Genomic DNA, 14,201 nt, shown 5'->3' on the forward strand with positions numbered 1-14,201 from the left:
CGAATTGCCTGGGTCTCGATCGAACATCCGTGTCGGTGGCTGCTGCCAAGATGGCGTCATGTCTCGACTCGACGAGGGCTTCGACCCACCTGCCGCGTGTGTTCAGTGGTGCCAGCTTCGCAATTTCGATCTGCACGTACTCGACGACGGTGTCGAGGTGGACCTCGACTGGTGGAATCGGCACTTACGCGAGGTCGGCCTCGATGTTCGACTGCGTGGACGGGATCTGGACGGGCAGATCGTTACCCGCGGGAACGCGACCGTCCAACGAAACGACCTGAAGATGGGCACCGATCTTGCTCACTGCGAGCAGGACTCTCTCGGACTGTTGTTCCTGTGCGCGGCGTGGCAGGGCAGTCACCGCAACCGCAAGGCGATGCGACGATTCCCCGACGTGCGGAACCCTCATCTCGCCGATCCCGACGAGAATCCGCTCGCCAAGATCTTGAAAGTTCTCGACGGTTGCGCGCGAGACCGGATCCTTCGTGAAACCCCGTCCGGATCGTGGTCCGGATGGCCGGACACCCCAGGTGTCGGAGTCTCGCTGATCGCCACGTTCATGTGGGCGGTCAAGGGATCCGTCGAAGGAGGACGTGCGCAGCTGATCGACCAGTACGGCGTCTCCACCCTCATCCACGAAGGATGGCTCGAAGATCCCGCCGTCACCGGCTTCACCAGACGACGCTACGACCGCTACGTCGCACTCCTTGCGAGATGGGCGACCGACATCGGCACTAGTCCCGAACTCGTCGAAATGTGGCTCGTGCAGCGGTGGAGCGCACGACTCCGCGAGGCCCGCGACGGGAGCTACGCCGCACCGACGCTGTTCTGAGTCCTGCGCTCTCGGTGTGTGCGGGCTTCTCCGACGGACCAGTATGGAACCGATCCGATGATCCGGGCGTCAAACTTCATGACTGATCCATTCGGTTGGCGCGACGGGCAGGGTATTAGGCATTCATGTCATCCCCTATTCGGTTGTTGCCCAATACAGATCGAGTGCACACGCGGAAGCAGGAGTCGACTCATGGACACCCTAGCCTTACAAAGAGCGGCCTTCATTGCGCCACTTCAGGACTTCGTCGAGATGCGAATCTCTGTGGACCAGTTCGAATCTCGTTTGTTCGAGCTGCTGAACGAGCAGCGGGGATCACTGGACCCGCGAGTGACCAAACCACTGCGTTACTTGTTCTGCGAAGTCGACAACTTCGCGTATCGAAATCTCCAGGATCCGAACAGCCCGAGCGGAATCGACGAGCACAAGTTCCGAACTTCCGCACGCGAAGCCCTCGGCGAACTGCTTGGCCTGCAGCAGGGCCGCAGCCGAGCCGAGGAGTGAGTCGTAAGTCGGTGCAACGAGATGTCAGAACTCCCTTATCGCCGCTGCCACCTCGACGGGCGCCTCGGTTTGTAGTTGACGCTATCGCCGTACGAATTTGCGGTCTCGCCGGTCGCCCTGTCGCACGGGCTTGCACTGCAACGGCTTTCGAACACAGAAATCTCCACGACCCTGCCAGCCAGGGCATTGGGCTTGTTCGCCCCGGGGGAGCGCTCACGGTATACACCCCCTCGGAAGCCGACGAGGTCAGCCGAACACCCATCCCACTACCGCGACCACGATGCAGAGAAAGAAGATCAACCCGAGAATCCCTTCTGCTGCATCGTTGCCGCCGTTCTTGCTCACTCCCCACGCGCCCGGCGACGATCGGACTCGGAGAACCCACGGGCCGGAGGGGCTCCCATGACCTGTGCACGCTTGCGGTCCTGATAACTCGACACCGAATCGAAGGCAGCAGTGACGCCGACCGTTGTCGACACGTAGGTCATCGACTTGTCCCGCGCGAAACCGAGATCAGCACCAACCTCGACCGCATCGATGTTGGACCCGAGGAACACGAAGTCCCACTGATAGTCCCGCTCTTGGCTCGCAATCAGCTCGCGTACAGCGGTATTGGTCCACTCCTTGCTCGCATTCTCGTGACCGTCGGTCATGACGAGGACGGTGACCGAACCCGGGCGCTCGTCCTCAGACAATGCCGCGAGCTCGGCGCCGACCTCCGTGACGAGCCTGCCGACGGCGTCGTACAACGCGGTCATGCCGCGTGGCTCCAACACGAGGGGCGGCACGTCGACGATCGCTTTGGAGCTGTAGACCAGCTCGTACCGGTCGTCGAACTGCGCGAGCGTGACTTTCGTTTCGCCGTCGGACGCACGCTCCTTGGCGATGAACGAATCGAACCCGCCGCGGGTGTCGTCGGCGATGCCGTTCATTGAACCCGAACGGTCGAGCAGAGCGGCGACGAGAGACAGCTGTGGATTGGTCAAAAGAACCTCCTGGAGAAGTGCGACTTGAATGTGCGTCTACGGGACGCGGTGAAGATGATGGTCGAACCATACCGAGGGGTACCGACAAGAAAATTCGCCATTTCGGTGACCGTGCGCTCTCCCGACTTGCGAGGCGTCGTTCCGGCCTTGGTGCCGCTCCGTTCGCCACCTGCCGGAAACTTCATTACCAACATTGCAGCGATAAGGAAACACTGATACCTTCGCTTCCGTAGCCATGAGTACGACGAAAGCGCCTCCCGACGATGACCCAGCCGACTCACCCGTTCGACATGACGAGCTTTCAGGCTGCTCTGCGTGCGGTTCTGCCAAGCCTGAGGGCAAGTGACGCGTCGGTCATCCGGGTGGTTCTCGACGAACCGGGGTTCATCCAGAATGCGTCGACAGCGGAAGTTGCCGAGCGCGCATCTGTTTCGAACGCGACCGTGGTGCGTGCAGCACGCGCAGCAGGTTTCACCGGGTTCAGCGATTTGAAGTTCGCTGTCGCCCGCGCGTCCGGAGGCGCAGGGATGTTCGTACCTCCTCCCCGACTGTCGGACGTCGAAACGACAACGCAGCTGGTCGATTCCATTGTCTCGAGCCACGTCAGCGTGGTGGAGGCAATCCGAGGGACACTGAACAGCACTGCGCTGCAACAGGTTGTCGACGCTCTCGACGCAGCGGACCGTGTGCTGGTGTCCGGTTCGGGAACGTCGGCCGCCGTCGCTGCAGATGCGGCGTTCAGATTCACCTCCATCGGGCTGATGGTTCAAGCGCCGGTGGACAATCTGTCGACACTGGTGGTCGCCCGCCTGCTCCGCCCGTCCGACGTCCTCCTCGCGGTCAGCCATACCGGAATCACTCCGCAGACCGTCGCCGTGGCCAAGGCCGCGCGACATGTCGGCGCCACGGTCGTCGCGATCACCAGCTTCACTGCGTCGCCGCTCGTCGACATCGCTGATCACGCGCTCGTCGCCGGAGGTTCCGAGCTGGATCTGCAACTCGCTCAGTCGAGTAGCCGGCTCGCGCACCTGACCGTCGTCGACATGCTCCACGCCGGAGTTGCGTTGGCGGACATGGACCGAACCCGCCGCGCGGAGGCGATGGGCTTCGACACCCCGGCCCAGTGAATCACGCAGCTCTGGGGCTCGTCGGGTTGGCGGCCGTATTCCACGCCGTGTGGAACATTGCGGCAAAACGTTTCACCGGCGATGCAGCCCTGTTCGTCTGGATGTACATGACCGTCTCGGCTGCGCTGTGTCTGCCGGTCGCATGGATTTTCGGCGACTGGACTGTGTCGTGGGCTCTCGTCGTCGGCCCCCTCGTCACCGCGGTCCTGCACATCGCCTACTCCATCACCCTCCAAACAGGCTATGCACGTGCTGATTTGAACGTCGTGTATCCGGTGGCGCGCGGCGTCGGCCCGCTCCTGACGGTTGTAGTCGCGGTCGCTGTTCTCGGTGAGCGACCTGGCCCATTACCGCTGCTAGGTGGCCTGATAATCCTGATCGGGATACTCGTCGTGACAGGTTTTCGTCGGCGCGGAAACGGTTCGGTCCGAACAGGCGTGCTGTTCGGTACCGCGACCGGCGTAACAATCGCGGCCTACACGCTGTGGGACCACTACTCCGTCGTGACACTGAACATCTCGCCTGTCACATACTTTGCACTGGCGGTCTCGATGCAGTCCCTCCTCCTCACGCCCAAAACACTGGGCAAGGGCCCTCAGCTGCGGGAGATGCTCAGAACGTACTGGCGAGAGATTTCGATCATCGCAGTTCTGTCACCAGCTGCTTACATTCTGGTCTTGGTGGCGATGAAGACTCTTCCGCTGTCGGTTGTCGCGCCCGCCCGAGAGTCGTCGATCGTCGTCGGCTCATTGCTTGCGTGGTGGTTGTTCCACGAAGCCAATCCCGTACGACGGCTTGCAGGTTCCGCGGTGGTGCTCGGTGGGATCGTGTTGATCGCGGTCAACTAGCGGCACCCCCTGTTCGATACGGTTACGGCGTCAGCACTATCCTCCCGAATACTTGTCCGTCGTCCATGCGCCGATGCGCTTCGGCGGCTCGGTCGAGCGGAAGGACTTCGTCGACGATGGCGTGGATCTCTCCGCGCGTGGCCGACGCGAAATAGTCGGCGCGCACACGATCACGGTCAGCAATCGGGATGGTATCGAGACTGAGTGTGCTGATCGACAGCGACTTTCGGAACGACGCCGTCAACGTATCAACGAGGTCCAGCGGTAGTGGCCCACCAACGATTCCGATGAGAACGAGTCGGCCGTTCGGCGCGAGCCTCTCGACGAACCTGGGTAGCGCGGGACCAGCGATGACGTCGATCACCACGTCGAAGTCCTCTGGCCCGTCGCCGTTTCCGTCACGGTCGAGCACATGAGTAGCACCGAGCGCGCGGAGTCGATCCCCACGTTCAAACGACGACGTCGTGACGGTCACCGATCCAGTTCGCGCAGCAATCTCCACTGCAGCAATGCCGAGACTTCCGGCTGCACCTCGGACCAGTACGGACTCCCCCGCCTTCAGGTTCGCTCGCTCCAATGCGAAATGAGCTACCGGAGCCGCACTTCCAAGCGTTACGGCGTCGATGCTCGTCAGATCCGAGGGTAGGGCGACGATGTCGCCGACTGCCGCTGTCGCATACTCGACGTACCCACCACCCATCCCGGTGAATGCCCACACACGTCGTCCGATCCAGGCGTCGTCGACGCCGTCGCCGGCGCCAGTGACGACTCCCGCCACTTCACTGCCCGGGACGAATCCCGCAGCCAATCCCAGGCTGTTCAGCGCCCCTCTGCGAATGACTGCATCGACGCCGCCCACTCCAATAGCCTCGACCTCGATGAGGACCTGGCCCGGCTCTGCCGTCGGGACAGGCAGGTCGACCACGCGCATACCGGTGGGGCTTCCGAAGGTCTGGATCGCGATTGCTTTCATCGTTCGAACGGTAATGGACACCCCCGTCCGTTTCCGTAAAGTGAGAGTCATGGCCCAGAGTTTGACTCAGAACCTGCGCACCGACGCCAAGGAAAACCGTGACCGTATTCTCGAGGTCGCGCGAGAGGTGTTCGCCTCCGACGGTCTGGGCGTATCCATGCGCGAGGTCGCGCGCCGCGCCGAGGTGGGACCCGCGACTCTGTATCGCCGCTTCCCCACAAAGAAGGACCTGATCCTCGAATCTTTCCTCGACGAATTCCGTACATGTCGGCAGATCGTCCGCGACGGTTACGATCACCCCGATGCGTGGCGCGGATTCTGTTACATCATCGAACAACTCAGCGAACTGAACGCGCAGAACCAAGGATTCACCGAAGCCTTCGTCGCCGAGTATCCGGAAGCTGTCGACCTCGCGCTTCACCGCAGCGAAGCCCTTCGCGCATTCACGGACCTGGCTCGTCGAGCGCAAGCCCAGGGCAAGTTGCGGTCCGATTTCGTCGTCGACGATTTGGTTCTCGTCCTGAGCGCGGGCCGCGGACTGTCGACAACCCCTACGAAGGACCGAGTCCGCGCCGCCCGGCGCTTCGCTGCGTTGATGATCGACGCCTTACGATCGGCGCCGACCAATCATCCGCTGCCTTCTTCGCCGCCGCTTACTCGGACGTTGGTTGCCGTCCCGGAATAGCGCATCGCCTCGGTCTGCGCGTCGTCCTGGTCTAGCCCACAGCCTCGTTTCCCTGCGCTGCGGATACGACGAGGTTGTTCGACGGCAAAGCACTTCCGGACTTCACAGCCTCGGTCCAGTCGGATGTTGTTGCGACAGCGGCGAAATTGGACTGGTACAGCACCATCAACGCCTTGTGCAGTTGCTCGGCAGATACTGTCCCGGCCTCGTTGGACAGGTTGATCGCGCCGGTGGCGTCGGACAGAATCTCGGCGGTGAAGCCGAGGACCTCGGTGTCGGCCGACGTCGCAAGATCGCAGTTGTTGGTCATGTATCCGACGATGCTGACGGTGTCGATGTTCTCGGACTTCAACCACTCGGCGACGTCGGTGCCGGCGAAGACGCTGCTGAACTTCTTCTCGACACGCTTCCACGACGGCTGGAGTTGCGCCTCGATGTCGGGGTGCAGTTCGTACGTCGGCGTGCCCTTCACGAACGCCGGCGCACCTTCCGGCATCTCGTGCTGCACGATCGCAACCGGAAGGCTTTGCGCCGTCGCCACTTCGAGTGCAGTGAGGATGTTGGCCAGCGACTCGTCCCGTGGTGGGTACTGGATCTTCAGCACACCCTCGAAGTATTCCTGCTGAACGTCGATGACGATGAGTGCGCGGCGAGGTGAGGTCATGTTGTTCGCTCCTGAACGTAGTGATGAGTGGCTCGGTTTCCATCGTGCACCTCCGAAGGTTGCATCTACGAGTGGCACAGATGCATACTTACGATGGATTTGCGCCAATACTCTAGTGGCACGGTAAAGCGCCACCGAGGGCACTCAACCGTGCCACTGAGGAGACAACTGTGAAGATTGCCCTGTACGCCTTCGACGGCATCACGATGTTCCATCTCGCCGCGCCTCTGATGGTCTTCGGCGAGGTCACACGCCTGCACTTGAGCTCCGATTGGGAAACACAGCTGTGGTCGGATCAGCCTGGATCCGTCAGAACGATGGAGGGCTATACGCTCGGCGACATCGCAGACCCGAGCACCGTCGACTGGGCCGACATCGTGATCGTTCCATCGTGGCCGGAGACCCTCCCCTCGATCGGAGACGTACTGAAGAGCCAACTCCGCGGGGCGCACAGTCGAGGCGCCGAGATCGCGGGACTGTGCCTCGGCTCGTTCGCGATCGCCGACACCGGATTGCTCGCAGGCCGGGCCGCCGTCACCCACTGGACCAAGATGAACGATCTTCGCCATCGCAACGCTCAGACCGACGTCGACGAATCCGTCCTCTACGTCGACCACGGCGATGTGATGACGTCGGCGGGCACCGCGTCGTCGATCGATTCGTGCTTGCACATCGTGCGCAAGCACCTCGGATCGGCGGCTGCCACCCGCGTCGCACGCAGTCTCGTCGTCGCCCCACACCGAGAGGGCGGTCAAGCGCAGTACATCGAGCGGCCCGTGACCAAGGCCGCGGAAGATACCGCCATTGCCGACGTTCTGGAGTGGGCCCTCGGGCGATTGGACCAGTCCTTGCCGATCGACAGGCTTGCCGAACAGGCACGGATGAGCCGTCGCAGCTTCATCCGGCAGTTCCAGCTGGCGACCGGTTCGACCCCCGCGAAGTGGGTCCTCGACCAGCGATTGAACGAAGCGCGCACCCTCTTGGAAACCAGCACGAGAAGCGTCGAGAACATCGCGCATGTATGCGGATTCGGCAGCGCCGTCACCTTTCGTCAGAATTTCGCGTCGGCATTCGGGCTGAACCCGACCGCGTATCGGAAGCAGTTCGCGCAGGTGTGACCTATCGCTTGAATGGTCCATTCATCTTCTCTGGGCGTATGAAAGAACCATCCAAGCGGTGAAGATGCCGGGCAACTACCCGTGACTGCCGGACACAGACGAAGATGTACGCGTGACCCTGTGGATTATCGCGGCCGGTGTAGAGCTCGCTGTCATCGTTGCGCTCGGAGTGCTGCTCATCGTCTCGCGGAAGAAGCTGAAGAACACACGAGCCGCGCTCGAACGAGCTCGTGCCGATACGCCCCGTCGTCGCCGCGGTTTGGTTCCGCTCGCGGTCCGGACTGCCTTCAACGCGACGGACTCGTTGATTCAGAAGGGCTTCGGGGCGACCGTACGCAACTCCGTCGAGGATCTCGCAGGGTGGGCGCAGGTCGAGCGTCCCGACCTAGCACGCATCACCGCCGACGGTGATGTCGTGGTCGTCTTTTCCGACATCGAAGGTTCGACGGCACGCAACCAGGAGCTCGGCGATCGCGGGTGGCTCAAGCTGCTGGAGAAACACAATCGCATGATCACCAAGCAGGTCGTGGACCACGGTGGCCACGTCATCAAGAACCAAGGCGACGGCTTCATGATCGCGTTCTCCGACCCCACTGAAGCTGTACGCAGCGGCATCGCCGTCCAGGAAGCTCTGCGAGAGAACCCCGAGAAGTGGAGCGGGATCCGCGTGCGCATGGGCGTTCACGTCGGCAGCTCGGTGCGACGGGGTGACGACCTCTTCGGGCTCAACGTCGCAATGGCCGCACGTGTCGCCAGCCAAGCCGACGGCGGCGAGATTCTCGTCAGCGAACCTGTTCGCCAGGCGCTCAGAGGGGCGCACGACATCGACCTCGGCACACCGCGCGAGGTCGAACTGAAAGGGATGCGCGGTAGCTTCGCGCTGTATCCGGTGGACTGCGCTCCGCGCACCGTGAACGAAAATACATAGGTGGGTATGTATTTTCGTGCACATGCCGCGGATCGGCCCGTACACCGATTCGTGACGGGGTCGTGACGTGAAACGCGCTAACGCCGCTACGGCAGCCTCCGATTCCCTTACGAGAGGTGATGCACTCGGCATCCACCGGTGAGGATGGCCGAATGGCGCGGCGCCAACGTCGCCTTCTGATCCATCCGCCCCCAACAGGGAGTCGCTCAATGATGCGAAGAACGTTCATCGTCGTGGCCGCACTGGCTGCGCTCACTGCGTGCGGAAGTCAGAACGACGCCGCAGACCCCACCGCGGCGCCCATCTCGACTGCATCCCCCGGCGTCGCATCCCCCGGCGTCACAACGACCACTGCGTCCCAGCCGGCCGTTGCCGCGCCGCCGACGAGCACCGAAACTTCCAATGCACCAACGGAAGAGCCCATCGCGATAACCGCAGTCGATCCTGCCGACTTCCCGATGGAGAGCCGCGCCGGAGTTGCCTGGGTGTCGCCGTCGGGCAACATCTATTGCCACATCACGGAAGGCGAGTTCTCCTCCGGGTGCCAAGCGAACGACGCTCCCGTTCCAGCCGGGGCGAACTGCACCAACCCCACCTTCACGATCGATCAACTCACCAAAGGCTTCTTCCTCGCTCCGAACAAGGTGACGCCTACATGCTTCAACCAAGGCGTATTCGGCGGGGACCCCAAGCAGATCCTGCCCTACGACCACTCCATCAGCTATGACGGATTCACCTGCACATCCCGAGAGGCTGCGATGGTCTGCGACGCAGGCGGCGGACACGGCTTCGTTCTGTCCAAGGAGGAGGCTACATGGAACTGAGGACTTCGATCGCATCGATCGTTGCCGTCGTATTCGCGGCTGCAGCGTTGGCAGGATGCGGAAGCGACACGCCCGACCCGACGAATCCCCCGGTAGCAGCGACGGTCACAGTGGCCACGACAGCGCAGCCACCGTCGCTCACGCAGACGCCCTCTGCTAGCAAGTCTTTCACCAGCACAAGCACATCCGCACCGGTCACACCCGTCGACCCAGCTGTGTTCGACGACAACGGCGGGGGCGTCGCGTGGAAATCTCCGACGGGTCAGATCAGCTGCAGGTTGGCGACGAAGACCTTCGAATCGGGGTGCCAATCAAGAACCGCACCAGTTCCGGACGGCGCGAACTGCGTCAACCCCACGTTCACCGTCGACCAACTGAGCAAGGGTTTCGTGATGCAAAACGACACGGTCACTCCCTTGTGCTTCAACCAGGGAGTGTTCAGCATCGAGTTCCCGCAGGTACTGCCCTATGAACGCTCGATCACATTCGACGACATCACCTGTACGTCAAGGGAATCCGGCATGAGCTGCACCAATGGGCTCGGCCACGGATTCGTCCTGTCGATGCAGGAGGCTCGGCAGTTCTGACGGGTCCCGGGTATCGCTTGAATGGTCCATTCATACGAACCAAACGTATGAATGGACCTTTCAAGCGATGAGCGAACATCCCGACCACCGCTTGAACGGTTCATTCATGCTGACAGACAACATGAATGGACCATTCAAGCGATCAGGGCACCCCCAAAACCGCCGGCGATCGGGGCACCCGCAGAACCGCCGGCGAGCGAGACCCAACTCGCCGGCAACCAACTACCTACGCGCGGAAAGCCGCCAAGGCGTCGTTGAACGTCTTGGACGGACGCATGACGGCAGCGGTGACCTCGGGGTCCGGGTAGTAGTACCCACCGATGTCGACTGGTTCGCCCTGGACCTTGCCCAGCTCTTCGACAATGGTGTCCTCGTTGTCCGCCAAGGTCTTTGCAAGCCCGGCGAAGTGCTCGGCCAGCTCCTTGTCCTCGGTCTGCTCTGCGAGTTCCTGGGCCCAGTACAGCGCCAAGTAGAACTGGCTTCCGCGGTTGTCGAGTTCGCCGGTCGAGCGTGAGGGTCCCTTGCTGTTCTCGAGCAGCTTGCCGGTTGCCGAGTCGAGTGCCTTGGAGAGCAAGGTCGTCTTGGTGCTCTCGGTCTTGCGTCCGAGATCCTCGAGGCTCACGGCGAGCGCAAGGTATTCACCGAGCGAATCCCAACGAAGGTGGTTCTCCTCGATGAGCTGCTTGACGTGCTTGGGCGCAGATCCGCCTGCACCCGTCTCGTACAGTCCGCCGCCGGCCATCAGGGGCACGATCGACAGCATCTTGGCGGAAGTACCGAGCTCGAGAATGGGGAACAGGTCGGTGAGGTAGTCGCGCAGAATGTTGCCGGTCGCGGAGATGGTGTCGAGCCCGCGAATGAGGCGTTCCATCGTGTACCGGATAGCGCGGACCTGCGACATGATCTGGATGTCGAGACCCTCGGTGTCGTGATCCTTCAGGTACTTGCGCACCTTGCCGATCAGCTCGTTCTCGTGGGGGCGGTACGGGTCGAGCCAGAAGACGACCGGCATTCCGGACTCGCGTGTGCGACGAACTGCAAGTGCAACCCAGTCACGGATCGGCGCATCCTTGACGATGCACAGGCGCCAGATGTCGCCCTCTTCGACGTCCTGAGTCAGCAGAACTTCGCCTGTCGCCAGGTCCGTGATGTTCGCGACGCCGCCCTCGGGAACCTCGAAGGTCTTGTCGTGCGAGCCGTACTCTTCTGCCTTCTGTGCCATCAGACCGACGTTGGGGACGGTGCCCATCGTGGTCGGGTCGAACGCACCGTTGGTCTTGCAGAAGTTGATCATTTCCTGGTAGATCCGGAAGAACGTGGACTCCGGGCTGACAGCCTTGGTGTCCTTCGGACGGCCGTCGGCGCCCCACATCTTGCCGCCGGTGCGGATCATGGCAGGCATGGACGCATCGACGATCACGTCGCTCGGGGAGTGGAAGTTGGAGATGCCGCGCGCGGAGTCGACCATCGCGAGCTCGGGGCGCTTCTCGTGGCACTTGTGCAGATCGTCGATGATCTCCTCGCGCTGTGCGCTGGGAAGAGCCTCAATCTTGCTGTACAGATCCGACAGACCGTTGTTGACGTTGACGCCGAGCTCGTCGAACAACTCGCCGTGCTTGGCGAAGGCGTCCTTGTAGAAGACCTTCACCGCGTGGCCGAAGACGATCGGGTGCGAGACCCGCATCATCGTTGCCTTGACGTGCAGCGAGAACATGATGCCGGTCTTGTAGGCATCTTCCATCTGCTCTTCGTAGAACTCGATGAGCGCCTTCTTGCTCATGAACATCGAGTCGATGACGTCAGCGTCGGTGAGCGACACCTTTTCCTTCAGGACGGTGGTCTTGCCGCTCTCGGTGATGAGCTCCATCTTGACCTCGCGGTCACCTTCGACGGTCATCGACTTCTCGCCGTGGTAGAAGTCGCCATGCCGCATGTGTGCGACGTGCGTACGCGACGCCGGGGACCATTCACCCATGCTGTGCGGGTGCTTGCGCGCAAATTCCTTGACGGCCTTCGGCGCGCGTCGGTCCGAGTTTCCTTCGCGGAGAACAGGGTTGACCGCGCTGCCCAGACACTTGGTGTAGCGGTCGCGGATGTCCTTCTCTTCGTCCGTCTTCGGGTTGCCCGGGAAATCGGGGATCGCGTAACCCTTGTCCTGCAGTTCCTTGATCGCGGCGAGCAACTGCGGAACGGACGCGCTGATGTTGGGCAGCTTGATGATGTTGGTATCGGACAGCTGCGTCAGACGACCCAGTTCGGCAAGGTTGTCGGTGACGCGCTGATCTTCGTTCAGGTAATCGGGAAACTCGGCGAGGATGCGGTTGGCAACCGAGATGTCACTGGACTCGACGTTGATCTCGGCCGCGTCGGCGAATGCACGTATGACCGGCAGGAATGCGTGAGTCGCCAGCATCGGCGCCTCGTCGGTCAATGTGTAGATGATGGTGGGCTGCTTCGCTGTCATATTCGCCTTTGCCTCAGTTTCAACGTCGTCTTTTGGATACGTTCACGTCCAACTTTAATCGTCCGACGCGGCGCTGTGCGGGGCAGAGGTCGATCTCGCGAAGTTACCGACGAGTAGAGGTTTTCCAGCGCTACCTGTGCCGAAATCTGCTGTAGTTCACGACCTCATTCGTGACCACCAGCGCAGACGCCAAGAACACAGTTCCGAGAAGAATCCAGAACACCAACGTCACGTCGGGCGCCCACAACCACATCACCGACAGCGACGCTCCGACGAGCATCGGCACCCCGATATAGGCGCCGAAGAGTACGGCTCCACCGAGTAGCGCGGTGATCACGATCCGCACGGCGGCACCGGCCAGCGACCGCTCCCGTGTCCTACCCGTGAACAAGCGGGTGGTGACCCACACGATGAGAACCACGAGCAGCGCGACGATCGCGAGCAGTACGCCGAGCACGGTGAACGCAAGCGAGGACGGCAATTCGCTCGTCGACCCGTCCAGCACGAGCGTCGTCACGTTCCTGCCGACGGCAGCGATACGCTCGGCTTCGATCTCTCCGTACCGGTTGGTGGCGAGCACGACCGCCTTGTCCTGCCCCGGGACGAGCGCCACGTAGGTGTAATACCCGGGCACCGCGCCGGAGTGCCACCACACGTCCTGACCGGCAATGTTCTCGTGGAAGAGCCCGTCGCCGTATTCGGTGCCCTGACCGGTGTCCACCTCGGGCACCCGGTCCTCGCCGTTCTTCAACTCCCCCAGGCGCCACGATGCATAGCGGCCGAGGTCGTCGATCGAGCCGGCGAGGTAGCCGTACCCGAGCCCCGCCGAATCGACGCCGACGTCGATCGGCCTGGCCGAGCCGAAGAACGGCACGTTCCCCGGTGGAACGTCCTGGGTGTACACGTCGGGATCGGTGACAGTGGCGGTCGCGTCGGCCGGCTCCAGCACCTCTGCGGTCAATGCGTCGGCGAATGAGCCATGCGTGGTCTGCTCGACCACCGCTTGCAACAGGAGGTAGTTCAGGCTCGAGTACTGGAAGGTGCCCCGTTCGGAGGTGCCCGTGGGCTTCGCGATGCTCGCCACTGCGTCGCTCGCCGATTCCCGACGGGTCCAGTCGTCGGTCACGGTGATGTCGTGCGGGAGACCACTGGTGTGATGAACGAGGTCGCCGACGGTCGTAGCCGGGTCGCCGAGCATGTCCTTGGCCTGCGGCAGAATCTCCAACACCGGCGTCTGCTCGTCGATGACGCCTTCTCGCTCCAGACCGACGACGGTGGCCGCGGTGAACTGCTTGGACACCGATCCCCAGACGAACGTGGTGGCGGCGTCGACGGGCGCACCTCGCCCGTCGACGCCCGTCCAGGCCTCTGCCACCACACCGTCCAGATCGACGATCTGCGCGGTCATGCCGGGAGCGCCGATGTCCGACGCCCAGGTGTCGATGGACTCCTGCAGCTCGGCGGCCGGCTGCGAGTCGGCGTCAGGCTGCGAGTGGGCGGCCGGCTGCGAATGGGCGTCAGGGGCCGCGGCAGCCGAACCCGTGGCGAGCCCGACCGACGCGACAACCGACAGCACCCCCACGAGCGCCCGTCGTACACCTGTCACCATCGTTGCCAACTCCTCTCGACCCGCACCGAAACCAAGACCATCGGGGACACCA

At 62.5% G+C, this 14,201-nt stretch carries 14 protein-coding genes; 9 read left to right on the plus strand and 5 right to left on the minus strand.

Translation table 11 applies throughout. The features are described from left to right. Positions 1 to 58 precede the first annotated feature (58 nt). Positions 59 to 832: an 8-oxoguanine DNA glycosylase OGG fold protein gene (locus D8W71_RS22275; RefSeq protein ID WP_121116650.1), complete on the plus strand. Its 774-nt coding sequence runs from the start codon at positions 59 to 61 to the stop codon at positions 830 to 832. 192 nt (positions 833 to 1,024) lie between these two features. Then, positions 1,025 to 1,336 (plus strand): colicin immunity domain-containing protein, encoded by a 312-nt coding sequence (locus tag D8W71_RS22280; RefSeq protein ID WP_161965496.1) that lies wholly within the window; start codon positions 1,025 to 1,027, stop codon positions 1,334 to 1,336. Positions 1,337 to 1,677: 341 nt separating this feature from the next. On the opposite strand, the gene D8W71_RS22285 is transcribed toward D8W71_RS22280, so the two are convergent. Beyond that, complete coding sequence (locus D8W71_RS22285; protein ID WP_236077568.1) at positions 1,678 to 2,322, minus strand: VWA domain-containing protein; 645 nt, start codon at positions 2,320 to 2,322, stop codon at positions 1,678 to 1,680. A gap of 263 nt (positions 2,323 to 2,585) precedes the next feature. Between D8W71_RS22285 and D8W71_RS22295 the strand changes: the two genes are divergently transcribed. Next, on the plus strand, positions 2,586 to 3,449 hold the full coding sequence (locus tag D8W71_RS22295) for a MurR/RpiR family transcriptional regulator (protein ID WP_121116656.1): 864 nt from the start codon (positions 2,586 to 2,588) through the stop codon (positions 3,447 to 3,449). Beyond that, a complete protein-coding gene (locus D8W71_RS22300; RefSeq protein WP_121116658.1) occupies positions 3,446 to 4,297 on the plus strand; it encodes a DMT family transporter in 852 nt (283 codons plus the stop codon). Before D8W71_RS22295 ends, D8W71_RS22300 begins: the two co-directional genes overlap by 4 nt. A 22-nt stretch (positions 4,298 to 4,319) precedes the next feature. Here D8W71_RS22300 and D8W71_RS22305 read toward each other — a convergent pair whose 3' ends face one another. Beyond that, entirely contained in the window at positions 4,320 to 5,270 is a 951-nt protein-coding gene (locus tag D8W71_RS22305) for a zinc-binding dehydrogenase (protein WP_121116660.1), read from the minus strand. 49 nt (positions 5,271 to 5,319) lie between these two features. Here D8W71_RS22305 and D8W71_RS22310 point away from each other — a divergent pair, with 49 nt between their 5' ends. Then, a complete protein-coding gene (locus D8W71_RS22310; protein WP_121119769.1) occupies positions 5,320 to 5,955 on the plus strand; it encodes a TetR/AcrR family transcriptional regulator in 636 nt (211 codons plus the stop codon). Between the two features lie 31 nt (positions 5,956 to 5,986). On the opposite strand, the gene D8W71_RS22315 is transcribed toward D8W71_RS22310, so the two are convergent. Beyond that, positions 5,987 to 6,619: an isochorismatase family protein gene (locus D8W71_RS22315; protein ID WP_121116662.1), complete on the minus strand. Its 633-nt coding sequence runs from the start codon at positions 6,617 to 6,619 to the stop codon at positions 5,987 to 5,989. A gap of 170 nt (positions 6,620 to 6,789) precedes the next feature. On the opposite strand from D8W71_RS22315, the gene D8W71_RS22320 reads away from it, so the two are divergent. From D8W71_RS22320 to D8W71_RS27420, 4 genes are all read left to right on the plus strand, one after another. After that, on the plus strand, positions 6,790 to 7,737 hold the full coding sequence (locus tag D8W71_RS22320; RefSeq protein ID WP_121116664.1) for a GlxA family transcriptional regulator: 948 nt from the start codon (positions 6,790 to 6,792) through the stop codon (positions 7,735 to 7,737). Positions 7,738 to 7,849: 112 nt separating this feature from the next. Then, positions 7,850 to 8,665 carry an adenylate/guanylate cyclase domain-containing protein gene (locus D8W71_RS22325; protein WP_121116666.1) on the plus strand — a complete coding sequence of 272 codons (816 nt, stop codon included), beginning with the start codon at positions 7,850 to 7,852 and terminating at the stop codon, positions 8,663 to 8,665. A 209-nt stretch (positions 8,666 to 8,874) separates the two neighbouring features. Next, entirely contained in the window at positions 8,875 to 9,489 is a 615-nt protein-coding gene (locus D8W71_RS22330; protein ID WP_121116668.1) for a hypothetical protein, read from the plus strand. Next, positions 9,480 to 10,076: a hypothetical protein gene (locus tag D8W71_RS27420; protein WP_153275425.1), complete on the plus strand. Its 597-nt coding sequence runs from the start codon at positions 9,480 to 9,482 to the stop codon at positions 10,074 to 10,076. The genes D8W71_RS22330 and D8W71_RS27420 overlap by 10 nt, the downstream gene beginning before the upstream one ends. A gap of 226 nt (positions 10,077 to 10,302) precedes the next feature. On the opposite strand, the gene D8W71_RS22345 is transcribed toward D8W71_RS27420, so the two are convergent. Both D8W71_RS22345 and D8W71_RS22350 read right to left on the minus strand, forming a co-directional pair. Further along, positions 10,303 to 12,540 (minus strand): NADP-dependent isocitrate dehydrogenase, encoded by a 2,238-nt coding sequence (locus tag D8W71_RS22345; protein ID WP_121116674.1) that lies wholly within the window; start codon positions 12,538 to 12,540, stop codon positions 10,303 to 10,305. Positions 12,541 to 12,670: 130 nt separating this feature from the next. Continuing rightward, positions 12,671 to 14,149 (minus strand): serine hydrolase domain-containing protein, encoded by a 1,479-nt coding sequence (locus D8W71_RS22350; RefSeq protein WP_121116676.1) that lies wholly within the window; start codon positions 14,147 to 14,149, stop codon positions 12,671 to 12,673. Positions 14,150 to 14,201 lie beyond the last annotated feature (52 nt).

Source organism: Rhodococcus sp. P1Y, from assembly GCF_003641205.1.
Taxonomy (GTDB): domain Bacteria; phylum Actinomycetota; class Actinomycetes; order Mycobacteriales; family Mycobacteriaceae; genus Rhodococcoides.